We start from the raw sequence: 26,104 nt of genomic DNA, 5'->3' as shown, positions 1-26,104 counted from the left end.
TGCTGCTGCTACTGGTGCAGAATAGGCGATGGCAATCCAAGGACGCATTCCTAAGCGGTAGGATAGTTCCCATTCACGACCTAAGTAGCAAAATACGCCAATCAGGAAGTGGAATATTACTAGTTGGTAAGGACCGCCGTTATACAGCCACTCGTCTAAAGATGCTGCTTCCCAAATTGGGTAGAAGTGCAAGCCGATAGCGTTGGAGGATGGTACTACTGCACCGGAGATGATGTTGTTTCCGTAGATTAAGGAACCTGCGACTGGTTCACGGATGCCATCAATGTCTACTGGTGGGGCAGCGATGAAGGCGATTACGAAGCAGGCGGTGGCGGCTAGCAAGGTAGGAATCATGATTACGCCGAACCAGCCGATGTATAAGCGGTTGTTGGTGCTGGTTATCCAGCTACAAAACCGTTCCCAAACGTTAGCGCTTTCGCGGCGTTGAATGGTTGCTGTCATTGTTTTATAAGTGCAGTTATTTGTGAATGAATTAGGCGGTTTTGTTTTCGCCTGTGAAATTACTGTACACTGCTTTACAAATTTTAATCAAGTTTTGTTAAGTTAATAAAACTGATGTCAAATATTAGTTTTACTTATGTTAAGACAAGCAACGAGATAGGTATAGGGTTTTAAGGTGGTAAATTCTCATGCAAGAAGTACGTAACTCTACAAAAGTTAATGCAAGAGTTTAAAAGTCCAACCAAAGGATATTACAAAGAGTTTGTGCTGCGATTATCTATTTACTCAAAAATTAGTTTTGATTTATTAAGGTATGTGCGTAGGCATAGCCCACACTTCTCTACGAGACGCTGCACTTCAACAAAGCTCAGTGACCACGCGAACGGCAAGTCTTACCCTGAGCAGTTTCACTGTAAAACCTGTCGAAGGGCTCAGTGACCATCGTAGACATCGCATCTATATTAAACTAAATAACATTAGTTTAATTATCACCGAAAAAATTTATGATTCTTGAGGCTGTGATGCTTTATATTAAACCAGGATTAGAATCCGATTTTGAAGCTGCTTTTAAAAAAGCTTCTAGTCTTATTTCCTCAATCAACGGATATTTATCTCATAAACTGCATAAATGCCTAGAAGTCAAAGGTAAATATTTATTACTTGTTAAATGGGAAAATTTAGAAGCTCATACTGTTGTATTTAGAGGCTCTGCTGAGTTTCAAGAATGGAAAAAACTTCTGCATCATTTTTATGAGCCATTTCCCATTGTTGAACACTTTGAAGAAATTGAAATATGAAAAACAAAAACTGTATCATTCCACCTTTTGTAACTGTGCTACTCTGGGGTCGATGATTTTTTGCCCCAAGCTAGCAAATTTAATTGCTACAGACATTTTATTACCTGTTCCAAAAATATGCGTTATTTCACCAATACCAAAGGTTTTATGTAATACCCGATCGCCTACTTGCCAATTCTCTTTCGTGTCTTGTTTTCCACTAGGATTAGCGGCACTTTTTGTATAAGTTTGACGACTCAAGCGTTGAGTGCTTAATAATTCTTCTGGTAATTCGTCGAGGAATTGCGATCGCATGGCGGCTTCACGAGAACCATACAAACGGCGTTCGCGCGCGTGTGATAAAAATAACCTTTCTTGAGCGCGAGTAATGCCCACATAACACAGGCGGCGTTCTTCTTCCAAAGATGCAGGATCACCCAGCGAACGATAGCCGGGAAATAGCCCTTGTTCTAATCCCACCAAAAATACTACGGGAAATTCCAAACCTTTGGAAGCGTGCAAAGTCATCAAAGAAACGGCTGTTTGTCCTTCTTTTAAGTTATCTAAATCGGAACTGAGGGCAGCACTACTCAGAAAGTCTCTGAGGGAAACCTCTTCGTTTTCTTCTTGAAATTGCAGTGCAGCGTTGTAAAGTTCCTGGACGTTTTGGACTCTATCTGTGGCTTCATCTGTGCCTTGACTCATCAAATCTTGAACATAACCAGAATCTTCTAATATTCCTTGTAAAACCTCAGTTACGGGAAGCGTAGTCATTTGTCCTTGCCAACGGCTAATCATTTCAGCAAAGCTATTTACAGCTTTTGTCGCTCGTCCAGCTAAGGTATTAACTGATGTTTCATCGCTGAGTATTTCCCACAGAGTTGTCCCTAATTGCTGGGCAGCGTTTACCAAAGCGTCAATAGTGGTTTTGCCAATTCCTCGCCGGGGAGTGTTGATAACTCGTAACAAACTGACTGTATCAGATGGGTTAGCGATCGCTCTTAAATATGCAATAACATCTTTAATTTCTTTGCGATCGTAAAACTTCATTCCTCCCACAACTATGTAAGGAATTTGATATTTTACCAACAATTCTTCAAAAGGACGAGATTGGGCATTTGTCCGATAAAGTATAGCAAAACTACCCCAGTTCAACTCTGGATTTTGCTGTTCTAAAGTGCGAATTTGATTGATTACAAATGCGGCTTCTGCAAGTTCTTCATCAGCTTTATGACAAGTAATCTGCTCACCCGGGCCCCGCGTAGCTTTCAGGACTTTATCAATCCGTTGGGTGTTATTTTCAATCAGTTCATTAGCCGCTTGCAGAATGTTTTCACAAGAACGATAGTTTTCTTCAAGCTTAACCATCGTCCGGGTGTCATCATCTACCAAACCATCACCAAAGTCTTCCTGAAATCCCAGCAAGATGGTGAAATCTGCCATCCGAAAACTGTAAATGGATTGATCTGCATCGCCGACGACAAAAACTGAGCGATTTGGCCATTTCCATTCGCTCTTTCTGGTTTCGCCATTAGTAACTAATAAGTGGATGAGTTGATACTGAGTCCGGTTAGTATCCTGATATTCATCTACAAGAATATGGCAAAATTTCCGATGCCAGTAACCCAATACCTGCTCGTTTTGCTGAAATAATCTAGTAGGTACAAGAATTAGATCATCAAAATCAAGAGCGTTGTTTTCTGCTAACTTATCTTGATATAAATTGTAGACTTGAGCAATTATTCGTCCGCGATAATTGGGTTGATCTTGCTCAAATTCTTGGGGTGATAAGGCTTGGTTTTTAGCGTTACTAATAGCGTAGCGGACAGAGCGAGCGTCAAACTTCTTATCGTCTAAATTTAACTGTTTATTAACGATTTCTTTGATCAAAGTCATAACATCTGATTCATCAAAGATAGAGAAATTGCGATTCCAACGCCGTCCTTTTTCGTCTACATATTTTTCAATATCAAAGCGAAGAATACGAGAAAATAGACTGTGAAAAGTGCCACACCATAAGTCTTTGATAGTATTTTTATAAACTTGCGATCGCAATTGGATTTGTTGATATTCTGTCAACAAATCCAACTTCTGACCATGTTGTTTCATCGCCAGTTGTTCAGCAAACAGCCGTTGAATCCGGTCTTTCATTTCCCGTGCGGCTTTGTTGGTAAAAGTAACCGCCAAGATATTTTCTGGATCAACACGGTGTTTCAGAATCAGATTTGCGATGCGATAAGTCAACGCTCGTGTTTTACCGGAACCTGCGCCAGCAACTACTAGCAACGGGCCACAGTAATGTTCGACGGCTTGACGTTGGCTAGGGTTAAGGTGACTGAGAAAGTCGAGGGTTGTTGTCATGGATGTGAAAAAGCGATGTCTCCGACGGGCTATTCGGCGTCGCCTGGTGTCACATCAATAGAGAGTCGCTATTGCCCAGGTTACAATATCCTAGCGAAACTTGGTCAATAAACATTGTATGGCAATATTCTTAACCAAGATGACTTAAATTAAAGTAAAACCAAAAAATCCCCGTAGAAATAATTGGTTTTGCGATCGCTCAATCCAACCTACAAATTATGATGAAATTGACAAAGATTAAGCTGTATGATTTGGCAGGAGCCGAGGACAATCGCCGTTTTAGCCCTAACTGCTGGCGTGTGCGGCTAGCTCTACTTCATAAAGGATTGCCCTTTGAAGCTATACCTTGGCGGTTTACTGAAAAGGAAACTATTGCCTTCTCAGGACAGGGTAAAGTACCCGTGATAGTTGATAATGAGGAAGTTGTTTACGATTCGTGGGCGATCGCTCAATATTTAGAAGAGAGCTATCCTGAATACCCATCACTATTTGGTGGAGAGATTGGCAAGTCGTTATCTCGGTTTGTCACTGATTGGGTTGAAGCAGTACTGAATCCGGAAATTGTACGATTGATCATCACAGATATTTATTCGCACCTACACGAAAAAGACAAAGACTACTTCCGCCAAACACGCGAAAAGGCTTTTGGTGCAACACTAGAAGCAATCTCTGCTGATCGGGAACAGCGAGTTATCACCTTTGGCAATAGCCTAACCCCACTACGTCGAACTCTCCAGCATCAACCCTTCTTGGCTGGACAGACACCAGCTTGGGCAGATTATGTAGTGTTTAGCTCTTTTCAGTGGGCACGCTGCGTTAGCTCATTTCCCCTACTTGCAGCAGATGATCCAGTTTATAGCTGGCGCGATCAAATGCTTGATATTTTTGATGGGGAAGCTCGTAAGGTCTTGGCATATCAGTCCTAGAGGTTGTTTGAAAAGTGATTGTCTGTGATTTTAGGCACTTCTAGATCCCCCCTAACCCCCCTTAAAAAAGTGGGGCAACCTCTCTCAAAGTCCCCCTTCTTTAAGGGGAGCCACTGCGTTGGGCGGCTCCGCCGACTTGTACCCCTTCGGGGAAGCAAGCTACGCGCAGCGTCTCCGGCAAGGAGAAGCACCTGGCGCGCGAATTCTATTTGCCAAGACAAGTAATAAATTTAGACTAATTTAGAACTTAGGCACTGTACAAATTCATCGTGATGTGCATTAACGAAAATAGGTTGTTTCAGGCTTTTTTTAATTATCTTTTGATCGTAAATAGGCCATGCTGTAGGGGTTTAGCATGCTAAACCCCTACGAAAGATGTGGTTTTTAACCTTGCGCATATTTGGTATTTCCTGTCAATGCGTAAGTCCTATAATTCATAATTTATTTATTTTTTGCAGCAAATAAATGCTGTTTTAGCACGTCTAAACGTGAACAGTTCCAATAATCAACATGGGAAACAATCAAACCATCACAGTTAAGACCTAATTCACTCCAACCAGGAATGGAAATACGTGGCTTCCAGGGCAGAGGAGTATTCCAACTGAGTGTCCACTCAGTTTTAATTGTGTCTTTCAAACCTTGAATATTATGTAAATCCATTTTGGGATTTAAAAACCAAGTTTCGATGAAATTAATCATTTCTTTGTAGCGTTTAACGCCATGAAATTTATTCAATGGGTCTTGAAAATAAACGTCTGGAGCGTAAATGCTGTAAGTTTGATTTACTGGGAATCTTTGATAGTCTTCTTTGAGGATTTCAATGATATCCATAATGAATACAAATATGTTTAAATTAGTGTAATATCTAAGCGGGACGTAAATAAAAATCCTGATTCAAGGATTAAAATCTATTTCATTCCACAGGCGTTCTAACTGACGCCGCCAAGCAACTATAACTTCTTCTCGCGCCTCTGGGGTTTGGCTTATTTCGCCCATCACTCCTTCTGCATAAAAGCGTTCCAAAGTTTGCATAGTAGCTTGCAGAGATTGCCCTTGCTGTTTTGCTGCCTGAATAATTTGCCGGATACGGCTTTCAATCAGTCGATTAAAGACATCATTTAATCTAGCTTGATGTAAAGATACAAGTCTATTGATGGCATTGGACAAATCTACACTTACCAAAGTGCCACTGTGATGCTGAAATACCCCCCAAAGTACTCCTTCATGTAAAGCGTAACGTACTTCTTGAGTGTCATCAAAGTTGGCTTCTAGGAACTGTCCTAAAAATGGTTGGGCTTCCTGGGCAGGGACAATAGGCAGTAAAACTCGCAGCCAAGTACTATCTTCGGAAAGCAGCACCAACAGCCGGAAACTAGAAGTGTTTATTTGCCATGAGCCAGGGGGGATCATCGCACCAACAGCATCTGTGCCAAATAATTCTGTTAGCGTCAGAGCAATTTCTTCAGGTGTCATAAGTTTTTGTTAGATATAGATTTGCTTGCTTAATTAAACCTCTTTATTTTTTGTAAATCAAAAAAACTGAACCAATTGATCCAGCGTTTTCTACATAAGTTTTCTGATTGTAATACAATCCTGGAGACATACCTCCATCAAATAAAATTCCTTCTTGAATCTTACCTAAACAATTATTGTTAGCAATGCCTTCCAGGACATTATCAAACATATCTGGCAGTAACTCTTGATTAACTTGAGATAATTCAATATCTGAATTAGCTTTAGAGTCATTAACTAACAGAATTACATAGCCTTTATTAGTGATAGCTGCCATAGAGCGATTAGTTGCATTTTTACAAGCAAACTCTCCCAAATCTTGACAAATATTTTTAAATTTACCCTGACGATAAAATCTGCCATTACCTCCCACTAAATTGTAATTGAGAATATCGCTTTTTCTTCTGCCAGCCTGGATGGTAGCCTGTCGCTGTTGTAGTTTACCTCCTGATATCCCAAAGGAAGAACGTTTATTTTTAAATGCTCCTGAATACTCTACGCCACGAGAAACATTTAAGCCTTGTGGTTGATCATTAGTATCTATATAGTCGGCATTAATTGCGGCAATGGGTAGCTGTCCGTTTAATTTAGCATTTTCATCAGTGATGAGTTCATGAAACTGTCTTGGTATATATTGTTTACGCAGTTTCCCCTTAGCATCTTTGGCGTAGAGTCGATGAGATAGACCAAGATTAACTTTGAAATCTAATTCTACTGATTTGGGATTAAAAATAATCACATGGTTAATACCTCTTTGATTTTTAGTACCTTGATTATTGGTTTTAAAAAAATCAATACTGAACTTGACATCTTTCCCAGGGCAGGTTTTAGATGCTTTTGCTACTGAATTTGCTTCAATCTCTTGACAACCTGATAATAAACTCGCTGCACTTATCAAGATAAATAACAAAAATAATTTTTTTATAGACATATAATACAAAAAAAACCGCTACAGAATTACTATAGCGGGAAATAATTTAAAGTTTCATTACCCAGTTAATCTAACAGCCAAAATTTAAGGGAGCCATTCTAAAACAGCTTCTTCTTTGGTGTTAGTATTTCGGGATGGTGTGTCACGATTAAAGTTCATGTGAATTGACCGGGTTTGCTCACCATCAGCAGCTACAGCCAAAATCGGATAATCAATTAAGCCATCCTGGAATGACATCTGGAAGCGAAATGTTCCATCGGGATTTAGCTGAATTGGACGGCCACCAATGGTTACGGTAGCATCGGGTTCAGTTGCACCATAGACTATCAATTCAGCATCGGCAATTAACCAGAACTGGCGCGGACGCATTGGTACGGCGGAAGCTGAGAAGCCAACACCTGACATTCCTGCACCGGAAGCGGTTAAGCCAGACATGGTGGGAACTGCCCACATACCCACACCAGATGGGAAAACGTAGGAGCTAATAGCTTGTTCAGGACGCGCTAAACCATGCTGTGAGCCGAAAATAGAACCAGCAACCCGTTGTGCTTCGGCAGATTCCGCTAAACCAAAGATTTGGTCGTAGATGGGGTTGCTGCCATTCACAGCATTACCATTGGCAGTAGTTGCAGTTGCGATCGCTGGAATATTTTTGGTAGGGGGAACTAGTTCGTATTGAGTCTTGCCAGACAAGTCTTCTTCAAAATCTACAGTGATGAAGACATCCTCAATCCAATCAGAAGGATAAACGGGAGGAATGTGTACTCTCGTAGAACGAGCTAGTACCAACCAGCGTCCATCAGCAGCACGATAGCCGATATCGATCACATAATCGCGATCGCTAACTGGAACTGGTAGATACCATTCTCTGGCTAGTTCATCAGCAGGATATTCTTGAATGCTGTGGGGACTTTGGTATTCGATATTAATGTCACTGACATCATAAATCCGTAGTGCAAGTTGTTGTCCCCCAAGGCGTCGCAGTTCTTCTTTGTGTTCATTGGGAATATCCCAGTAAGTGTAAGCCCACTGAGGATCGCGCGGTAAAAGTACAATCCGGCTGTCACCATAGCCAGAGGGCAAATCTGCGAGTCCTGCATCAACATCAGCCAAAGATCCACCAGTCCGATCTTCCTGACCTAATTCAAACTTTGCAGCTTCCACGGTTTCCTGTGCCTCCAATGAACGAGATGGACTGAGCGAAAGTTTGCTGCGCTGGACTTCTTGAATTGATGCCAGCAATTGGGATTTACGCATTCGGCTATAGCGAGAGATGCTATATTCACTGGCAACTTTACGTAGTTGGCGTAAAGTCATCTCTTCAAGTGGCGGGCGTTCTTTTGCCATTAATTTGGCCTCCAGTAGTTTAAGTGGTAAATGATTTCCCCTGGTTAAAGAATGCTTGTAAAATGTCATCCACTCCAGATGAATTTCTTATTCCTAACTCCTGGTTTTGCCCAGTTTTTAAGTTTTTTAGTCTGTTTTAAAATTCAGGTAACTTCCTTTAAATCCCTTGTTATGCCAAAATCAGCATTTCTTTGGGATCGAAGGATTTCTATTTCTTAAGTCAATATTAACCACTAAGCATATCTAGGGATCAAGAGGGAACAAGTAGGTTTTTGCTTGTTTCACGAGTTTATCAGCCTTTCTGGGATCAAAATGTCATCGAATCATGACACTGGCGGCTGGTTTGACGTGAGCGATCGCCATCATGTCAATTTCTCATGACATTACGCTGTGGGTTAGCCAAAAACCGCAATCCACTCAAAGGGATTTGGCATTGGTCAATACGGTTCGGTTAAGTGCACAGTCCTTAATGATCCCCATTAAGTCCACCTTAAAAAGGGGGAAATAGAGCCATTCTGAGCAAGACTTTTTAAGGGGGGTTGGGGGGATAGAGTCTTATCCGAACCGTATTGGAGCATTGGTAGTTAATAAATTTGTCAAACTTGAGAGTTATAATTTAGTGACTCATAACTCATAACTTTTAAATATTTGATTACCTATGACGAAGGATGAAGTCTTAGCGGCTAATGCAGCTTTTTATCGAGCTTTTGAAAGAAAAGATATTGAGGCAATGAGTGCACTATGGTCACAAGGAACAGGAAGTTTTTGTATTCATCCTGGAAGTAATGTATTGCGAGGTTGGAAGGAGATTCGCACTTCTTGGGAACAGATATTTACAAATACCGCTTATATCGAAATTAACACAGATATAATTACTACAGAACTAAGTGATAATATCGCCTACGTTGTATTGAGAGAAAATGTGTTTCAAGTGGTAGGTGGGAGAAGACTAGAAGCACAATCAACAGCTACAAATGTATTTCAGTTTCTTGGTGGTAAGTGGTATTTAGTTCATCATCACGGTAGCCCAATTTTGCGGTAGATTAACTACTAACCAATGCCCAATACCTAATGACTAACGACTAATCAAATCTTGAAACTGTCTATCTTCTCGAATATTGTCAAAATCAGTGTCAGTTTTTGCCATCTCTCGGCATTCAGGATTTAGATTGATAGCTTGTTGCAAATTCTCTATTGCCAAATCGAGATTCCCTAGCAAACTATAAGAGCAAGCTTTGTTGTACCAAGCATCGTGGTCATCGGGTTTGATATTGATAGCTTGGTCATAAGAGGCGATCGCTTGGCTACTTGATTTATATTATACAATCAAGCTGCACAACAGCTTAACTACCTTTTGCGATCGCACTCAACCACCTAAAACAAAACCCCACAGCTACAAACACGCTACGGTGTGAGTATTGGGGTTGTGGAGGAATGGGTGATTGAATGGGTGTGATGGGGTTAGGGCGGGTTAGGGTGTTAACTCCGCTTGTATTCTCTTCCTAAATTCAATTAGGGCTTGTTCCTCTGTACTAACTACAACCCGGTTAGGTTTTGCCCTCATAATTGTTAAATAATGTTGAAAAGCCTCCTCATCATCTGGATGTTTTTTTACATAAGTTCTCAGTTCGGCTTCGCTTAATTGTTGATAGTTACTCATTGAATTAATTCCTCACCGTTACTTAAAATTTCTACTTGAATTGTTTCGCCTATTAACACTACGATTCTTTGAGAGCGTGTATCGTAGCGAGTTAATTCAATTGTTCTTAATAGATTGCTTGCTCGTACACATACGCGGTAGAAGGTTTCTAGCTGTTCTATTGTAGGATGCAGTGGTTTGATTCAAACCTCCTCATAATTTTTATTTTTTCTACTACCACCTCTAGTTTCACCTAAAAGTCAAACAGTTATGCAAACCATGTGTCAAAACATTATAGGCTGTGGATTACAGGGTTTACAGTCTAAAAATGAAAGTAAATCGTCATGGACGCGCTAAGGTTTTAACACAGTCAGAAATACAGTTAATCTTCAGTGATGGCTTAGACAATGACTGCGATGCCTGCGGTGGGCTACGCCTACGCGCTTTGTTCGCCGTATGCCTGTTTAGCGCCTGTAGAATTCTACAATTGGCTGAAGAAGGTTAAACACGCAGTTTATTGTGAGCGATCGCTACCTATTTGCTCCTTAATCACAGTGTAATTCTTCTTAGCACTTGGTATGAAGCCCTTGGCTTGTAAAAATAACTGCTGATTCAACCTTATTTTAGCTTTGAACTCGAAACTCCGACCTCTGAACCCGAAACTTAAACCAGAAGCGCTATAATTCTGTCTCTCAACTCCAAAAGACAAATAACTAAGTACAGAATTTTATAAATTCATAGCGAATTAAAATTGGCAAAACTCAGCGCCCCTCTGCGCTTCCCTCAGCGTTTAAAAAAGCTCCGTAACTAATCTCCAATCAACTCCACAGCATCTCGTCCATCAAAATCTTGTAAGTAAACTTTGACAATTTCTTCTTTAGCAGTAGGTAACTGCTTGCCAATAAAATCTGGGTGAATTGGCAATTCCCGATGACCCCTGTCTACCAACACAGCTAAACGAATCACTTCTGGTCTACCGTACTCGTTTACCGCATTCAAAGCAGCGCGAATCGTCCGTCCTTAGAAAATCACATCATCCACGAGTACAACCGTTTTACCCGTTAGGTCAAAAGGAATGTTGGTTTTCGCCGGAGTCCGCAACCCAATTTTGTCGAGGTCGTCTCGATAAAATGTAATATCCAAAGCACCGACCAAAACGTTCACACCTTCTAGCGTCTCAATCTGACGTGCCAACAATTCCGCTAATAACACACCTCTGGTATAAATACCGAGAAGCACCAATTGGGACAAATCGCGCGACCTTTCCACAACTTGAGAAGCAAGGCGAGTCAAGGTACGACGGATTTCTTCGGATGAAAGAATTTCAACTACTTTGGCAGACATATAGCAATCCGATTTGATTTCTGAAATTATTTGCGTAGGCTGGGAGTGGGGAGTAGGGAAGAAGTCTCTTTGAGTTGTACTGAGTTTGTTCAAAAATCAAATATGAGTCCTATAGCTATATATTGATAACCCTGAATGAATAATATTAAGGACTAAGGGGCGGGGAGACTGGGAGAATCTCAATCACTAATGCCCAATATTGATCATTACCTATTTGGAAGTATTAAGAATATAGCGATCGCTACCTCTAACCATACCAAAAAACAATATCGAGTCAGTTGTAAAGCATTTTGAATAGAAGTTGGGGTGATGGGATAAATCGCATCTCCTAGTAGAGGTTTGTGTTTAGCTACCCCACGATACCAATTTGTACCCCCCATCTGCACACCCAAAATAGCAGCATAGACGCATTCACTCCAGCCAGAATTAGGGCTAGGATCGGTAATTGCATCCCGACCACAAATTTGCCAAACGTATATCGGTTTACCCGATAACAGTGCCAGAGTTATGACTGTTAACCGACAAGGCAGCCAAGTCAAACAATCTTCCAACCGCGCAGAAAACCATCCCAAATAAGTATAGGGTGCTTCCCGGTAGCCTACCATTGAATCAAGGGTACTGCTGGCTTTGTATGCTAAAGCTAAGGGAGTAGGTCCGACAACTGGCACGAAAACACCAACAATTGCATAAAAAAGCGGAGCCATTACTCCATCAGTGGCATTTTCTGCGACTGTTTCTAAAATGGCTCGTGAAATTTCTGCTTCTGAGAGGTTTTGTGTATCTCGACCAACGTAATTACTTAAAATCTTCCGAGCTTCCCCCAAATTTCCTGCTGTTAAAGGTTGTAAGACAGCCACCGCTGCTGCTCGCAAACTTCTGCCAGCAAAACAACTAGCCAAAAGAATGCTATCTATTACGACTCCCAACAGCGGATGCACCCATCTAGCACTTTGAATTATCAAAAAGCCAATAACACCGCTGCCAATTATTAGGATAATGCCTAATACAATTCCACCTAAACGTTGTGTTAGAGAATTTTGACACAATTTTAGAGAAAATTTGGTAAAGCGAGAAATTACCCACCCCATAAACTGCACGGGATGAGGCCAACCCCAAGGATCACCAATTAAGTAATCTAAAAGTGCAGCAATGATTAAAACAACCGCTGATGTCATTTGTCCTTTGTGAATAACCAATGACTAAACCACAAAACTAGCTTCTTCTCCAAGGGAAGCTTGCCAGCTCCGAGCATCGTAATAAAGGTCTGCCAGAGTAATACTGTACAAAGCTTCTTTGAGTTTTTGGTTGAGCCTCTGCCAAAGGGTAAATGTTACCCAATCTTCAGCTTGTGACGGTGCTGGGGTGTGATGAGGTAAATGGGTAATTGTCTCGCCGACTGCCTCTAAAATTTGTCCTATAGATATTTGTACAGGCTCTCTGGCCAATTGATATCCGCCGATGCTACCACGAATTGAATTCACTAAAGACGCCCGACGCATTTCTATTAGTAGTTTTTCGAGGTAAGGAGCTGGAATATTTTGGCGTTTGGCGATCGCTCTGACAGATACAGGGCCATATCTTGGTTGTAAACTTAAATCTAGCAGCGCCTTCACACTGTAGTGTCCTCTGGTAGTTAGTTTCATTCTGGTAAGCTTTGTTGTTTAGTCAATAGTCAATGTCTAAAGTCCAAATATTTATCCTTAACTCTTGACTAAGGATCAGTTTTGCTCCCTCATTGTATGACTCAGTTATCATCCAAAGCTTTTAGACAACCTTTTGAGCGTTAATTTAGAAAACTTAAATAAGTATAGTCTAGCAGTGATTCACAAACTATATATATAGTTATCAGCATTCTCTAAAATAGATTGTCTTACCAATATTGCTAATCGCACAACAATTCTGCATCTGAGTGTAATATACTTGGCTATGTTGAGATAAAAACTAAAGGATTATGTTCCTATTAGCTCAACCTCAGCTAAAATAAAATCGATTCAAACACTTCAAACATTCGTTTTCGACCTAAGTTGATGCCTAAACTGAAAAAAATTGAACCCCTACTCGGTGATGAACTGCTCAAAAAAGTCAAAGAGCTAGAGGCCGAGAGCAAAGAAGACAAAGCCAAGAAGTGCGGCTACTATACCATTACCAAAAATGGTATAGAGCGCGTCAATATGATGAAGTTCTTAAATGCCCTAATTGATGCCGAAGGCATTCAGTTGGACAGTACACCCAGTGCTAATGGGCGTGGTGGACGCAGTGCTAGCTATAGAATTAGTGTGCAATCGAATGGTAACTTACTTATCGGTTCAGCTTATACAAAACAGATGAATCTTAAGCCAGGAGATGAGTTTATCATCACTTTAGGTAAAAAGCACATTCGTCTGAGACAGGTAGATCCAGAAGATCACGAAGATAATGAAACCTCAGAAGCCACTGCTTAATAAATAGTCATTAGTCAATTGTCATTTGTCCTTTGTGAAAACTAATGACTATAAATGGTCATTAGTCAATTGTCATTTGTTCTTTGTGAAAGCTAACGACTAATGACCAATACTTCTCTGCGTTCGCGCAGCGTGTCGCAGACAGACGCTACGCGTAGCTTGCTTCCCCGTAGGGATACGGCAAAGTTCAGTGACCACGCCAACGCCTCGCTCAGTACAAGTGACCAATGACTAATGACTAATGACCAATGACTAATTGCTAATGACTATATCTGTTGTGGGTAAGATTGGTAAATAATGGCGCAGTGCTTTGCGCGTAACGGCTAAATTGCAGGTTAATGCAATTTGCTCTTTTTCTAGTAAACCTAAAATGCGATCGGGTTGATCTCGTGCTATCACTGGTAATTGATGCAAACCTCTAAGATTCATCCGGTCTAAAGCCTCAGATAAAAGTTCATCTTGCCATGCGTAAAGAATTTCAGTAGTACAAATGTCTATGAGGGTTTGACTAGTTAAATTATCTTGAATTTCAGTTGGCGAATTTTGGTAAGTTTGCCAAAGGGCAAGGGCGCGGTTAATATCTTCTAGACAAAGGATACCAACTAATTGCTCTGCTTGATCAATTACTAAAGCACTTCGGGTGCGATCGCGGATCATTTCCACAGCTGCGTCTAACACCCCAAGAGTTGCAGGTAACTTTTTTGGACAAGGCTGCATGGCATCCTCTACCAAAATTTGCTGCACAATTTCCGCTTGTTCATCTTTCAATTCCGAAAGACCAATCTGTTGTAGATTAGAGTTCGAGTTGAAAGTTGGTTTAATCATTTCCACTAGCCAAACACTCAAACCCACAGCTGCCATCAACGGTAAAACAATTCGATAGTCGCGGGTTAATTCAAACAGCATTAAAATAGCTGTTAACGGCGCTCTGACACTACCCGCCAATACTGCTGCCATTCCCACCATTGCGTAAGCTGGGGGAGCTGCCATCTGATCGTAAATTGCCGGAAATCCCACAGCCAAAATTTTGGCGTAAGCTGATCCAAAAGAAGCACCCAAAAACATCGCTGGTGCAAACAAACCGCCAATAAAACCACTACCCGCACTTATTGCTGTCATTAATAGTTTCATGACCAACAGCACAACCAATAGGTATAGTGGAAACTCCACATCTTGAAGCATTGCTTCCACGGTTTCATAACCCACGCCCAGAATTTGCGGGAAGTGCAAAGCAACAGCGCCGACAATGACACCACCAATAATTGGATGAATCGGCTCAGGAATTCGCCCCAAAAATTTAAAACCTGTAACCTTTCCAGCAAAGCAGGCTTTGACCAAACGAATTGATTGAGTATAAGTTAGAGAAACTAAACTAGCTCCTAAACCCAAGCCAAGATAAAGAGGTAATTCCAAGGGGCTGCGGACTTGATAAACAGGTAAATCAAAAGCAGGTTGTGTCCCCAAACCAATTTGAGCAATTAATGCTGCTACCACCGCCGCTAGCAGCACCACACTCACAGCAGAAGTAGCAAAGGATGTAGCTCCCATCACCACCTCCAGAGCAAAAAATACTCCAGCGATGGGAGCATTAAATCCAGCCGCTAATCCAGCAGCAGCGCCAGCACCTAAAAGCAAACGTCGTCGTTCTTGAGACACATTTAAGATCACAGACAACAACATCCCAAAATTTGCGCCAATTTCTACACTCGGTCCCTCTGGCCCCAAAGAAGCACCGCTACCCAAAGAAACAGCTGCGGCCAGCATTTTCGTAACTGGCCGTAGTGGTCGCCTGATTTCTGTTCCCTGAGAGGCGGCGATAAGAGATGAAAGTTCCGGGCCAAAGTCTTGAGTGCGCCACCGCATCAAGCCAACGATTAATCCGCCAAGGGTGGGAACGCAAGCTAAAGTCCAAGCACCCCAGACCCCGATTTGACCCATCAAGTTTTCCAGCATTAGCTGGTGAATCAGCTGGATCAAATAATGAAAGGTGACTACACCCATACCAGTGCCACCGCCAATTAGCATAGCTAAAAACAGCACAACGGTTTCTGGGGATGGTTGAAAACGGTTAATTACATTGGTTAAGCGGGTGGAAGGTGTAGGAAAGGCAGGTTGTTCCGTTACCTTCCTCAGTTGAGTAGGAGGCAAGAGAGTCATCGAGAGGCGGGGTAAATGTAAGAAAAAATTTAAGTTTTTATCTGTTACTTCTCATTGTGAGCCATTATTTAGCAACCAGACAAGTAGACTTTATTTGCTTAATTTATAAAGCTTCAGCAAAAAATGTCACTGTGCAAAATTTTTGTAGACAGAATAGTTAAATAGGGGACAATTATTATTTAAGGGTCAACGATGCCTAAACTGGGCTTACGCCTGCGCGGGTAAGGTACGAGTCAGCATCTGACGCTATTACTTTCTAAAGACAAAACAGTTTCTGTGGGTTAGATGGACACACCCGCAAGCATTAAGCAGGAGTCATCCTCACCTAAATTTAGCTATACTCGTGTTGTTACCATTGAGCCATCCTTGATAGTAATACAATGTAGGTGTGATTTAGATTTGATGTCAGACCTTATTTTAAAGTCTGCTAAGTGTGATCCAATTCAATATAGCTATTGTTATAGAGCGACTAAGTGGACTAGGCGGACGAGGTAAATGAATATACACACCTTTGATAATCATTATGTTACTTGCCCAATTTGCCAAAGAAATGCTACACCCAAACCAGTTAAGACGTGTATTGGTTTGTTTACCTGTCCCTATTGCCAAGAACGGCTAGTAGTTTGCCAAAGCGGTCATTACGTCCGCGATCCGTTTACTTGGAGACAAATGATGATTTCTTCGGCGCTACGTCGCCAAAGCCGACCTTTAGCTAGGATTGCCAGAGATTTTATTCTGCTTAAGCGTCCTATGGTAGCCTTGGCTGTAAGTAGTGCAATTTTCTTTAGTGCGATCGCCCTAACCCAAGAAAGTACAAGCTACGATCGCCAAATCTTTCCCACAACAGAGAAAGTTAATCAAGCAAAGAACAAATCTCAATAAGTAAATACTTTAGTATAAATCAAATCTTATTTTGATTTCAGTAATATTATAACGAAATACTTTTGTAAAGCCGTGTCTTATTCCCCCAAATGAGACGCGGTTTTACATTATGTCCGTTTAAAGACTGATCAGTGATTAGTTGAATCCCTTCTCGCTCCCTATAAGTCAATACGCTTGGGTTAGCACCAAAAACCTTAAACTGCGTAGGTTGGGTTGAGGAACGAAACCCAACCTACGCAGTTTTTCTGATTAAAAACTTGATGTTTGTAACTAAAAACGTGATATTTCTAACTAAAAGCCTGATGTTTGTGATTAAAAGCCTAATGTTTGTGATTAAAAGCCTAATGTTTGTGATTAATATTACGTAAGTTTGACGAACCTCTCCCTACCTTCAACTAAAGTTCAAGCCTGTGCCTCTGCGACTCGAAGAGGGATGATTTTACGTAGTGAAACATCTTAGAGGCAATACGGTTCGGATAAGACTTAATCCCCCAAACCCCCCTTAAAAAGGCTTGCTCAGAATGGCTCTATTTCACTCTTTTTAAGGAGGACTAAAAAGGATCACTAAGAACTATGTATTTTAACCGAATCGTATTGTGAGCGGACTTTGTTTATAAAGCGATCGCACCGAGGTAAGAAGCAAAAGCAACTATTTTTAAGTATAGGGTTTTTTACTGCCTCTTCTTTGTTGACTTTCTACAATCGACTGGTATCTTTCGTGACTAACTTCCAACCTTCGGCTTGATCAATTAGCTTCATCGAGTCTAGTTGGAGATTATTGAAAGCAGATGTATCAAGCAGGAAGTAGGGTTGCCCATTGTAGTGCCAATAATATTGCAGTTCGCCAGTCGAAGCGGAAATAATGGTGCGATCGCTATAATAATCCAACGAGGGGCGAGAGTAGGCAAAAGATGTGTAAATCTTCCTTGTAGCCGGATTTGCCCGGACGATCATGGCGGCGACTGGTTTAACTGGATAAGCTTCAGATAATTCCCAAACCCAGTAATTAGATTTCATCAACAGCAGCAGCGAAATATAACTTCCCCAAAATAAAATCTTCAAAAATTCCCTATCACCCCGCTCTGCCAAAATAGCTGCTAAGGTCATAGTTAAAGCTACTGCTGCAAAAATCAGTTGTAAGTCTGTTTTCGGTATTGTCCCCCAACTGAAATAAATACTACCAGTAGAAGCCACCACAGCAAGTATCGCCAAACCAGCCACCCAAGCACGGGGATAGGATGACACTAAAGGCGAATTTTCCGTCTCTGCTAATTGGATACCCAAGGCTAAGGCTAAACTAGGGTAAATCGGCAATACATACCAGGGTAGTTTGGTAATCATCAAAGAAATTACCAGCAGATAAACACCACTCCACGCAAGTACTACTTTTGCCCAGCTAAGGTTGCGATTTTCCCAGGTTAAGCGTACAGTTTGCGGTAAGAATAACAACCAAGGCCATGTGTACTTGAAAAGTTCAATAACATAGTACCAGGGTGGTTCAGAATTTACCTCTACAAATGACCCAATTCGGCTCAAGGATGGATTTACAAGTCCAATTTGGGCGAAACTGTAACCGTAGTGCATTAGTTGAGCACCATACCAACCAGCTACAGGCAGAATGCCAATTAAAATTCCGATCCACAGATAGTAACAGGTGAGCAGTCGTGGCGTATCCCAAAACAGAAATACGATCGCGATCGCACCTAATAATATGCCTAGTAGTCCTTGAGTCAGACAAATTAACCCAAAACTAATGCCAACACCAAGGCAATAACGTAAATCTCGACGCGATCGTAACACGCACAACATCATCACCATCAAAAAACTTACCACCGCCCCATCTAACATTGCCAAACGCCCATGACGTACCACGGGTAGCATTGTTAGGTAAATCAAGGCGCTATAAATAGCCGCCCAACGTTGGCGAAATATCTCTCGACCAATGCAATACAGTAAAGGTACAGAAGTCGCTGTTAAAATTGCTCCAGGTAGCCGTGTTGTGCATTCATTTTCGCCTCCTAGAGAATAAGCCCAAGCAATTAGCCAATGCATCAAAGGCGGCTTGTTATGATATGGCTCACCTCCTAGCGTTGGATAAAGCCAGTGCATTGAACCTGCTGGAGCCTGCCAAATTTCACGAGCAACCTGTGCCACAGTACCTTCATCCCAATCTCGCAGCGGCAATCCTCCCAGATTGATGCTAAATAGTAACACTGCTGCCAAAAGCAGCACTATTAGCCATACCCAATCAATCCATTTGCCAACGCTGCGATGCTGTCTTTCTAAATGACTCCAAATAAAACTTCCTTCTTGCATATTCTCTGGTAATCATTTTACTTGCTGGTTTGATTACATAGAGACCAGAGCAAATCTCCAATGTTGCCGCCCAGTAACAACGTATGTTATTAACAATTGCTAGTTACCAAGATTAACTCAAGTTTCTTTAATTAGGGCTATTTTATTGAGAAATTTATTTTAGTTATTTAATAAATTTTATTTGGAAGTGAATGATACAAATGAATGGTGTAAAAACTAGCTGGTTAACTGTTGAGTAGTTTGTAAATAAATCTACATTGTTTGATATTTTATCCAGAGTTATTATTAATACTATTATGTGAATATTACAGATGATGATTGTAGTTAAAAGTTTAAATTGTTCAAGAGCATAAAAATATTTATACCGAAAGCTGAGATCCCCGACTTCTTAAAGAAGTCGGGGATCTAATTGTTGACGAATGATTAGAAAATAAAGATTACTTGCAAATTCCATTCTTGCTCATGGCGAACAATTTCAATTTGCTTAATAAATTCTCGAAAGTAAAATCGTCGTTCTGTTTCCGACAAATCTAACCAAAATTGGGCAATAGAAACAGCTTGAGCAACAGAACGCAAGTTGACTGGGGGAAGAGTCGCTAACTTTGCTTCAAGTGTAGAAATTTCTGTGCGGAGTTTGTAAGCCCTTAACTTTGCTGTTTCGTCGTCTAAAATTCCAGTTTCAATTAAAGCGGGTAACTGAGTGAGTATTTCTTGCTGACGTGCGATCGCTTCCCCTAAACTATTCTTCATTGCATCCAATTGAGGAAAATTCATCCCCGCTACAGCTAAGGGTAATTCACGGCAAACCGTCTCAATTGTATGTTCTAAAACCTCTTGGTAAGGAATAGCCCGACACTTGGGGCGGTGGGGACAGCTAATAGAACGTAAATAAAGATACTCGCGATCTTGGTTGCGTTGGGTAACACGGGTAACTGTCAGATGTGACTGACACTCACTACAGACAACCAATCCAGCTAAAGAACGCGGTGCACTTGCAGTCCGGGATGGTAAACGGCTGTTACGGCGTAAAAGTCGGTCAACTTGGGCAGCTTCTTCCTTAGAAATTATCGGAATATGAGTATTAGAGATAATTTCATCATTTTGGTAAGCTGTATTGCCGCGATAAACTGGATTAGTTAGCCAGCGCCGTCCAGTAGTAACAGAGATTTTCTTGCTGTATTTTTTCGCCAAGTAACGGACTGAACCCCGCAGGGAACCATAAAGTACAAAGTGTTCAAAAAAATCTTTGACCACTGGTGAAGTACTGCGGTCAATGGTATACTTACCTTTGCCTCTGCGGTAGCCATAGGGAACTTTACCGGGTGGAGGTGCAACATCAAGACGATTCCGGGCGTGTCCTTGACGGATACGACGACTACGTTGCTGACGTTGGATTGCGTGAAGCAAATTTAGCAAATCAGCGCCCAGAGGATAATTTTCGGAAGTGTAGGGCTGTTCAGTAGCGATAATCGCCATTCCCATTGCTTCGAGTTGATGAAGGCGATCGCTAATTTCTTCTACAGTATCCCCTAATTCTTCCAACCGACGAATCAAGAGATAATCTGCTGGTTCAGTTTGGCAATCGGTAAATAATTGTTGTAATTGCGTTCGCGTAGCGTGTCCAAAGGACTCTTGCTTGCCCAAATCTTCATAAACCCGATCCACTTCCCATCCCCAATCGGCTTGATCAAGAGAAGATTCCAATAGCGGATCAGTGTAAGAATAGGCAATGATTTTCATTAGTTCCCTTGTCCCCCCACTCCTCACTTCCTCTCACTGCTGACTCATCTCGATAATATTCCCATCAGGGTCTTGAGTGAAGAGGGCAGCGCGACCCGATGCACTGGATTGAATGGGATAATTGTAATTGAGCAACTCCTGTTTGGCAGTATCTAAGTCAACAACTGAGAAAGCGACGTGGGGATTACGTCCCCATTTTTCGTTTGGATTTTCGGTGGGAACAATGGTTGCGACTATCAGGTGAATTTGATAATCGCCGACTTGATACCATGCACCAGGATAGTTAAGTGAGCGATCTATTTTAGATAATCCTAAAACTTTGCCATAAAAGTGTTCAGAACGTTCTAAGTTAGTCACAAGAATTGCTGTATGGAGGCTTTGGGTAATTTGCATTGTCGGTAAGATGCAATCGAGTTTATTTAGATTCTGACTTAGTTTGAACCTTTACAGGGAGTAAGGAATAGAGAGATGAGAGAGAATAATTAATGTCCAATGACAAATGACTAGCTAGAAAATGAGGATAAATTATGGATGCTCAATTAAGTCTTACAGAAATTAGTGTTGCACGCGAGATTTTACAAGATTACGATCCTGCACAGCACGCATTGAATCACTTGGAAAAACACAATGGTAAAGTTGAAACTGCTTTTGAGGACTTGTGGATTGAGAATAATGGGCAACCGATCATGCAGCAAGGTAAATCACTTTGGCAAGTAACATTGAAGGTCTTTGAAAATTTAAATTGAATTTTTAAGCAACAGCAAATCCCGTATATTTTCTAACATTAGGTTCGTGAAATCCTAAAACAATATCTTCTTTAGCGATACCTGCTTGAACGAGTTCATTCGCAATACCATTTTCGGTATTATCGCACTGAATCCAAACTTTACTGTAAATTATTTCGACATGAATTAAACAGCTATGGAGGTGTTGTTTATCGTCCCAGCCCTCAGAAATAATTAGATATTGATCATTTTGTGAGTCAAATGCCGCTCGATTACGTATATTAGCGTTTGCATAGAAAATATTGAGATACTCTGCAAGTGTGTTACGGATTATATTTCGGTAAGGCTCTAGTTTATCCATTTGGTAATCACCTCTTCTTGGGAATCGAATACAATCAATTTTAGAGTATTGTCTTCTAATAAAATTTTGCCAATTTCTTCTGTAAAAATTTTGATAAATACTGTGTCACGAATTGCTAAATAAAGAATTATTTTTGATTCAATTCGTAGAAGAACTTTTTCGTACAATATGTACTGGCCAAGGGCATTTTTAAGGTCTTCTACTTCCGATATGCCGATAAAACTTTTTACTTCTACAGCAATCTTCTTTCCCTGTTTTTCTGCGGCTAACAGTTTTTCGGCTGCCAAATCAATAAATATATCCTTCTTACCAATTTTAAGGCTAAGAGGGTCATCCGTAATCTTCCACCCATCTTTGATGAGTGCATTTTTCACACAATCATGATAAATATCTTTGGCTGGCATTAATTCTGATTTTTCAGTTAATTTTTGAGGCTGGGCATTACCCAGCCTACTGTTTGCTATTTGAAATTAATCCAATTTTTTCATATTGATTGCTACTGCCTTCACCCTAAAAACTACCTAGTTTTTTCAACCAATCATATATATTGGTTATATCAAAGGTAATGTTACCGCCTGTGTTGTATAACCATAGCGATATTGCCCCAGTTACAACTAAATATGATACAAAACCTGTTACATAGAGTAAAGATTTTAAAGAGTAGATAGATTGTTGAGCAACTGGTGGTTCTTCAGACTTTATACCTGTACCATCAATGTCAAAGTTCTCGAAGCTAGCTTTAGACTCTGCGCTTGTGACATCGATCTGAAAGTTATCGAAGTTAGCGATCGCTTCTTGTAATTTATCCAAAACTTGATCAACAGAAATACTACCTAAGTCTCCAGAGGCGCGGGTACGGATACTCAAAGTGTTAGTTTCCACTTCTTTAGCTCCCACCACTGCCATCACAGGTATTTTATCTTTCTCTGCATTGCGAATCTGTTTACCCAAGCGATCGCCATTGGTATCAACTTCTGCACGGATGCCCAACGTTCTCATCTTCGTCACCACATCTTTAGCAAAGTCTAGTTGTGTGTCACCTACTGGCAGTAATCTAGCTTGCACTGGCGCTAACCATAAAGGGAAATCACCCGCATACTCTTCAATTAAGATCCCAATTAGCCGTTCCAGCGAACCAAAAGGCGCACGGTGAATCATCACTGGGCGTTTGCGAACGCCATCTTCAGCAACATACTCCAAATCAAAACGCTCTGGCAAGTTATAATCCACCTGCACAGTTCCTAATTGCCACTCCCGTTCTAGGGCATCACTAAAGATAAAGTCAAGTTTTGGCCCATAAAATGCCGCTTCTCCAATACCCTCAAAATGTTCCATCCCCAAGGTTTCCACTGCACGGCGAATTGCACCTTCGGCTTTGTCCCAAACTTCATCATCACCAATGTACTTATCACTAGCTGGATCGCGGAAACTGAGTCTAGCTTTGAAGTTCTTCAGTTGCAGACTATTGAACACCGACAAAATCAAATCCACCACACTGAGGAATTCGCTATCTAGCTGTTCTGGGGTGACGAACAGGTGAGAATCATCCACTGTAAAACCGCGTACCCGCGTTAAACCTCCCAATTCCCCTGATTGTTCGTAACGATAAACAGTGCCAAATTCCGCCAAGCGCATCGGGAGTTCTCGATAAGAGCGTAACTCACTCTTATATATTTGGATGTGGAAGGGGCAGTTCATTGGCTTCATGACGAAGCCCTGTTCCTGTGCAGCGGCTTCCTGATCATCTGCCATTAGCGGGAACATATCTTCTTTATATTTTTGCCAGTGTCCAGAGGTTTTAAATAAATCTACTCTGGCAATGTGAGGCGTTACCACAGATAAATAACCCCGTTTTACCTGTTCTTGCTTAAGAAAGTCTTCCAAAGTACTTCGCAATACAGTACCTTTGGGAGTCCACAAAGGTAAACCCGGCCCCACTACGTCAGAAAATATAAATAATCCTAGTTCCTTGCCAAGTTTTCGATGATCTCGCCGCAGCGCTTCTTCTTTTCGCCGTTTATACTCAGTCAGTTGTTCCGGGTTTTCCCAAGCGGTAGCATAGATGCGTTGTAGTTGAGCTTTGGTTTCATCTCCACGCCAGTAAGCCCCAGCAACACTTTCTAATTCAATTGCCTTGGGGTTTAATTCATTGGTATTTTCCACATGAGGCCCCGCACACAAATCCCACCATTCATTCCCTAAGTGGTAAATCGTGATTGGTTCCGCTTTAATATCTGACAGGATTTCTAGTTTGTAAGGTTCCTTAATTTCTTGAATGCGGCGTTCGGCTTCTTCTCGGCTGACTTCTTCCCGAATTACTGGCAGTTTGCGATTGATAATCTTTACCATCTCTTTTTTGATGGTTTTGAGATCATTTTCGCTAAATGGTTCTGGATTGTCGAAATCATAATAAAATCCGTTTTCAATCCAAGGACCGATTGTGACTTGCGCCTTGGGAAACAGCTTTTGTACTGCCATTGCCATGACATGGGAAGCAGTGTGGCGAATCTTTTTTAACGTCTCCGATTCGCTGGTACGCGGCAAATATATTTTTTCAACTTGTTCTGATTGATCTGACTGATCTGATGATTTTAGCGACATTGGCTGCTGAACCATTGGCAAAGTGATTATAAAAGGTAATTTATCCGATGTGTACGGCTTCTTCAACTATAACGATTTTGATTTTTGCCAGTTTGGCTTTATTTTCCAACTGCGGAATTAATTTGTAATCGGGTATGAAGATAAATTTTTGATTGATTACCTCATAAATAAAATTTAGGATTCTACGCGTAGGCGTAGCCCGTCGTAGACATCGCTAAATTATCTGATGAATTGCAACTCGGTGTCAGCTATATCTGCGGATATATAGACGTTTCTCCAAAAGAACGATACAAACCCAAAATCAAGACTACATAATAAATTATGTGTTTTTTGTTACATAATTTCTACCTTCTGGGAATTGTGAGAGAAATAAGAAAATTGTTAAGAAACGTAAATAACGTTAATATTAGTAAGCAAGTTGAAAATATCCTTCTTTTTTATGCAAGACTCAAATTTACCAGGGACTGAGTTGCTGAAAACAGTTTTAGAACCCTTGCTGGACGATTTTCAATATTGGTTTACGCGATCGCGTAATCTACTGGAAAGCGAGCAGCTCTCATTTATGAGTGACCAAGAGCAATCTGCCTTGCTCTTGCGAGTTAAGCAGGCGCAGAATGAACTAAACACGGCGAAGATGCTGTTTAGCGCTACTGATGGACAAGTCGGGCTTGATATGGCAACGTTAATGCCTTGGCATCAATTAGTAACAGAATGCTGGAATGTGGCAATGCGCTTTCGTGAAGCGCGTGAAGTCTAAGCAGCAGATGCTCTCATCTACTGATTGTTAGCAGACTACTTAGCGATGTCTAATGACAATTTGAGGAAGCATCTACACAAGACGCTAAATCAGTCGTCAAAAAGATAGTACAAAATTCTTAACAATTTATTAACATTATTTGGATTAACAAAATAATGTATCTTATGTTACCGTAAGTGAAATAATGGTTGACAAATAACTCTATATAAATGTAACCGCACAAAGAGTGCGTCAAATACTCGTCTTAACTGTGAGTCATAGTCTCGGCGAAGCAAAGCGTTACAAAATAAAGTTTTAAAAATAGCTGTCTTGGAGGAAAATTCAATGTTACACCTGCTTTACATTCTTGCTTTTACAATCCTTGCATTTATAGCTGTTGGCAACTTAATTCGTAACCTGATTATGTTCAGTTTTGATCGGGAGCGAACTTACCCCACGAATTCCTTGTCAATGAACAATCAAGGCAATTATGGTTATTATTCATCAAAAAAACAGTTTGTACCCCATCCAGAGTTATTAGATAGTGCAGGCAACTTAATTAAAGAGCCACTTTTGGTAATGCGTTCGATTAACGTTGAAGATGCGCGTCAACATCTTGATGCACTTTACGAAGCATCTCCAGGACATAAAGGCGAAAGTTCAGAGGAAGCGTAAGAGAGACGCGATTAATCGCGTCTGTACAGGAGTTTGGGTGTAAATTATTGTTGTTTTACATCCTTAATCTTTCGCGTAGCAAAAATTTATTACCATCCTTGAATTTGAGGCGATCGCGTCGGTAAGCTGGTAATTTAATATTGTGTTGTCCATTTGACACAGGTTTAAGCTA

General features: G+C 41.0%; 26 protein-coding genes and 2 pseudogenes. 9 read left to right on the top strand and 19 right to left on the bottom strand.

Features of this window, described 5'->3' with window-relative positions; translation table 11 throughout:
• Positions 1–462 (bottom strand): annotated as a pseudogene (locus tag ACEW80_RS21870) (photosystem II q(b) protein); the annotation flags it as partial.
• A gap of 503 nt (positions 463–965) precedes the next feature.
• On the opposite strand from ACEW80_RS21870, the gene ACEW80_RS21865 reads away from it, so the two are divergent.
• Positions 966–1,259 (top strand): antibiotic biosynthesis monooxygenase, encoded by a 294-nt coding sequence (locus tag ACEW80_RS21865; protein WP_373528608.1) that lies wholly within the window; start codon positions 966–968, stop codon positions 1,257–1,259.
• Between the two features lie 15 nt (positions 1,260–1,274).
• Here the strand turns inward: ACEW80_RS21865 and pcrA are convergent, their stop codons facing one another.
• Complete coding sequence (pcrA, locus tag ACEW80_RS21860; protein WP_373528607.1) at positions 1,275–3,599, bottom strand: DNA helicase PcrA; 2,325 nt, start codon at positions 3,597–3,599, stop codon at positions 1,275–1,277.
• Positions 3,600–3,817: 218 nt separating this feature from the next.
• On the opposite strand from pcrA, the gene ACEW80_RS21855 reads away from it, so the two are divergent.
• The gene (locus ACEW80_RS21855; RefSeq protein ID WP_373528606.1) at positions 3,818–4,525 is read left to right on the top strand and encodes a glutathione S-transferase family protein; all 708 of its coding nucleotides are present in this window, start codon (positions 3,818–3,820) and stop codon (positions 4,523–4,525) included.
• 441 nt (positions 4,526–4,966) lie between these two features.
• On the opposite strand, the gene ACEW80_RS21850 is transcribed toward ACEW80_RS21855, so the two are convergent.
• From ACEW80_RS21850 to ACEW80_RS21835, 4 genes are all read right to left on the bottom strand, one after another.
• A complete protein-coding gene (locus ACEW80_RS21850; RefSeq protein ID WP_373528605.1) occupies positions 4,967–5,356 on the bottom strand; it encodes a DUF2358 domain-containing protein in 390 nt (129 codons plus the stop codon).
• 63 nt (positions 5,357–5,419) lie between these two features.
• Positions 5,420–5,998, bottom strand: a complete 579-nt coding sequence (locus ACEW80_RS21845) for a hypothetical protein (RefSeq protein ID WP_373528604.1) — start codon at positions 5,996–5,998, stop codon at positions 5,420–5,422.
• 43 nt (positions 5,999–6,041) lie between these two features.
• Complete coding sequence (locus tag ACEW80_RS21840) at positions 6,042–6,968, bottom strand: phosphodiester glycosidase family protein (RefSeq protein WP_373528603.1); 927 nt, start codon at positions 6,966–6,968, stop codon at positions 6,042–6,044.
• A gap of 84 nt (positions 6,969–7,052) precedes the next feature.
• Complete coding sequence (locus ACEW80_RS21835; protein ID WP_373528602.1) at positions 7,053–8,315, bottom strand: DUF4912 domain-containing protein; 1,263 nt, start codon at positions 8,313–8,315, stop codon at positions 7,053–7,055.
• Positions 8,316–8,973: 658 nt separating this feature from the next.
• On the opposite strand from ACEW80_RS21835, the gene ACEW80_RS21830 reads away from it, so the two are divergent.
• Entirely contained in the window at positions 8,974–9,357 is a 384-nt protein-coding gene (locus ACEW80_RS21830) for a nuclear transport factor 2 family protein (protein WP_373528601.1), read from the top strand.
• Between the two features lie 33 nt (positions 9,358–9,390).
• On the opposite strand, the gene ACEW80_RS21825 is transcribed toward ACEW80_RS21830, so the two are convergent.
• The 3 genes from ACEW80_RS21825 to ACEW80_RS21815 form a co-directional block, all read right to left on the bottom strand.
• On the bottom strand, positions 9,391–9,612 hold the full coding sequence (locus ACEW80_RS21825; protein ID WP_373528613.1) for a tetratricopeptide repeat protein: 222 nt from the start codon (positions 9,610–9,612) through the stop codon (positions 9,391–9,393).
• Positions 9,613–9,786: 174 nt separating this feature from the next.
• Positions 9,787–9,975 carry a hypothetical protein gene (locus ACEW80_RS21820; RefSeq protein WP_373528600.1) on the bottom strand — a complete coding sequence of 63 codons (189 nt, stop codon included), beginning with the start codon at positions 9,973–9,975 and terminating at the stop codon, positions 9,787–9,789.
• Positions 9,972–10,136, bottom strand: a complete 165-nt coding sequence (locus tag ACEW80_RS21815) for a hypothetical protein (protein ID WP_373528612.1) — start codon at positions 10,134–10,136, stop codon at positions 9,972–9,974. Before ACEW80_RS21815 ends, ACEW80_RS21820 begins: the two co-directional genes overlap by 4 nt.
• 146 nt (positions 10,137–10,282) lie before the next feature.
• Here ACEW80_RS21815 and ACEW80_RS21810 point away from each other — a divergent pair, with 146 nt between their 5' ends.
• On the top strand, positions 10,283–10,459 hold the full coding sequence (locus tag ACEW80_RS21810) for a hypothetical protein (protein ID WP_373528599.1): 177 nt from the start codon (positions 10,283–10,285) through the stop codon (positions 10,457–10,459).
• A gap of 302 nt (positions 10,460–10,761) precedes the next feature.
• Here the strand turns inward: ACEW80_RS21810 and pyrR are convergent.
• The 3 genes and pseudogenes from pyrR to ACEW80_RS21795 all read right to left on the bottom strand — a co-directional run bounded on the left by pyrR (position 10,762) and on the right by ACEW80_RS21795 (position 12,941).
• A pseudogene (pyrR, locus tag ACEW80_RS21805) lies at positions 10,762–11,298 on the bottom strand (bifunctional pyr operon transcriptional regulator/uracil phosphoribosyltransferase PyrR).
• A 206-nt stretch (positions 11,299–11,504) separates the two neighbouring features.
• Complete coding sequence (gene cbiB / locus ACEW80_RS21800) at positions 11,505–12,473, bottom strand: adenosylcobinamide-phosphate synthase CbiB (protein ID WP_373528598.1); 969 nt, start codon at positions 12,471–12,473, stop codon at positions 11,505–11,507.
• Between the two features lie 24 nt (positions 12,474–12,497).
• Complete coding sequence (locus tag ACEW80_RS21795) at positions 12,498–12,941, bottom strand: Rrf2 family transcriptional regulator (RefSeq protein ID WP_373528597.1); 444 nt, start codon at positions 12,939–12,941, stop codon at positions 12,498–12,500.
• Between the two features lie 384 nt (positions 12,942–13,325).
• Here ACEW80_RS21795 and ACEW80_RS21790 point away from each other — a divergent pair, with 384 nt between their 5' ends.
• Positions 13,326–13,739 (top strand): AbrB family transcriptional regulator, encoded by a 414-nt coding sequence (locus ACEW80_RS21790; protein ID WP_373528596.1) that lies wholly within the window; start codon positions 13,326–13,328, stop codon positions 13,737–13,739.
• 252 nt (positions 13,740–13,991) lie between these two features.
• On the opposite strand, the gene ACEW80_RS21785 is transcribed toward ACEW80_RS21790, so the two are convergent.
• A complete protein-coding gene (locus ACEW80_RS21785; protein ID WP_373528595.1) occupies positions 13,992–15,896 on the bottom strand; it encodes a chloride channel protein in 1,905 nt (634 codons plus the stop codon).
• A gap of 495 nt (positions 15,897–16,391) precedes the next feature.
• On the opposite strand from ACEW80_RS21785, the gene ACEW80_RS21780 reads away from it, so the two are divergent.
• On the top strand, positions 16,392–16,778 hold the full coding sequence (locus ACEW80_RS21780; RefSeq protein WP_373528594.1) for a hypothetical protein: 387 nt from the start codon (positions 16,392–16,394) through the stop codon (positions 16,776–16,778).
• Between the two features lie 696 nt (positions 16,779–17,474).
• Here the strand turns inward: ACEW80_RS21780 and ACEW80_RS21775 are convergent.
• From ACEW80_RS21775 to ACEW80_RS21765, 3 genes are all read right to left on the bottom strand, one after another.
• Complete coding sequence (locus ACEW80_RS21775) at positions 17,475–19,094, bottom strand: ArnT family glycosyltransferase (protein WP_373528593.1); 1,620 nt, start codon at positions 19,092–19,094, stop codon at positions 17,475–17,477.
• A 423-nt stretch (positions 19,095–19,517) separates the two neighbouring features.
• Positions 19,518–20,834, bottom strand: a complete 1,317-nt coding sequence (locus tag ACEW80_RS21770) for a recombinase family protein (RefSeq protein ID WP_373528592.1) — start codon at positions 20,832–20,834, stop codon at positions 19,518–19,520.
• A 33-nt stretch (positions 20,835–20,867) separates the two neighbouring features.
• Positions 20,868–21,227 (bottom strand): VOC family protein, encoded by a 360-nt coding sequence (locus ACEW80_RS21765; protein WP_373528591.1) that lies wholly within the window; start codon positions 21,225–21,227, stop codon positions 20,868–20,870.
• A 134-nt stretch (positions 21,228–21,361) separates the two neighbouring features.
• On the opposite strand from ACEW80_RS21765, the gene ACEW80_RS21760 reads away from it, so the two are divergent.
• Positions 21,362–21,580: a hypothetical protein gene (locus tag ACEW80_RS21760; protein ID WP_373528590.1), complete on the top strand. Its 219-nt coding sequence runs from the start codon at positions 21,362–21,364 to the stop codon at positions 21,578–21,580.
• A 4-nt stretch (positions 21,581–21,584) separates the two neighbouring features.
• Here ACEW80_RS21760 and ACEW80_RS21755 read toward each other — a convergent pair whose 3' ends face one another.
• From ACEW80_RS21755 to thrS, 3 genes are all read right to left on the bottom strand, one after another.
• Positions 21,585–21,920: a XisI protein gene (locus ACEW80_RS21755; RefSeq protein ID WP_373528589.1), complete on the bottom strand. Its 336-nt coding sequence runs from the start codon at positions 21,918–21,920 to the stop codon at positions 21,585–21,587.
• Entirely contained in the window at positions 21,908–22,324 is a 417-nt protein-coding gene (locus ACEW80_RS21750) for a XisH family protein (protein ID WP_373528588.1), read from the bottom strand. Before ACEW80_RS21750 ends, ACEW80_RS21755 begins: the two co-directional genes overlap by 13 nt.
• A 106-nt stretch (positions 22,325–22,430) precedes the next feature.
• Positions 22,431–24,536, bottom strand: a complete 2,106-nt coding sequence (thrS, locus tag ACEW80_RS21745; protein WP_373528587.1) for a threonine--tRNA ligase — start codon at positions 24,534–24,536, stop codon at positions 22,431–22,433.
• Between the two features lie 424 nt (positions 24,537–24,960).
• On the opposite strand from thrS, the gene ACEW80_RS21740 reads away from it, so the two are divergent.
• Complete coding sequence (locus ACEW80_RS21740) at positions 24,961–25,278, top strand: DUF2605 domain-containing protein (RefSeq protein WP_373528586.1); 318 nt, start codon at positions 24,961–24,963, stop codon at positions 25,276–25,278.
• Between the two features lie 324 nt (positions 25,279–25,602).
• Complete coding sequence (locus ACEW80_RS21735; RefSeq protein ID WP_373528585.1) at positions 25,603–25,932, top strand: DUF2973 domain-containing protein; 330 nt, start codon at positions 25,603–25,605, stop codon at positions 25,930–25,932.
• Positions 25,933–26,104 lie beyond the last annotated feature (172 nt).

Origin of the sequence: Nostoc sp. (assembly GCF_041747015.1) — a bacterium.
Lineage (GTDB): Bacteria > Cyanobacteriota > Cyanobacteriia > Cyanobacteriales > Nostocaceae > Nostoc.
Note: the sequence above shows the minus strand (reverse complement) of the source record. Positions and strands in the feature narration are given on the sequence as shown.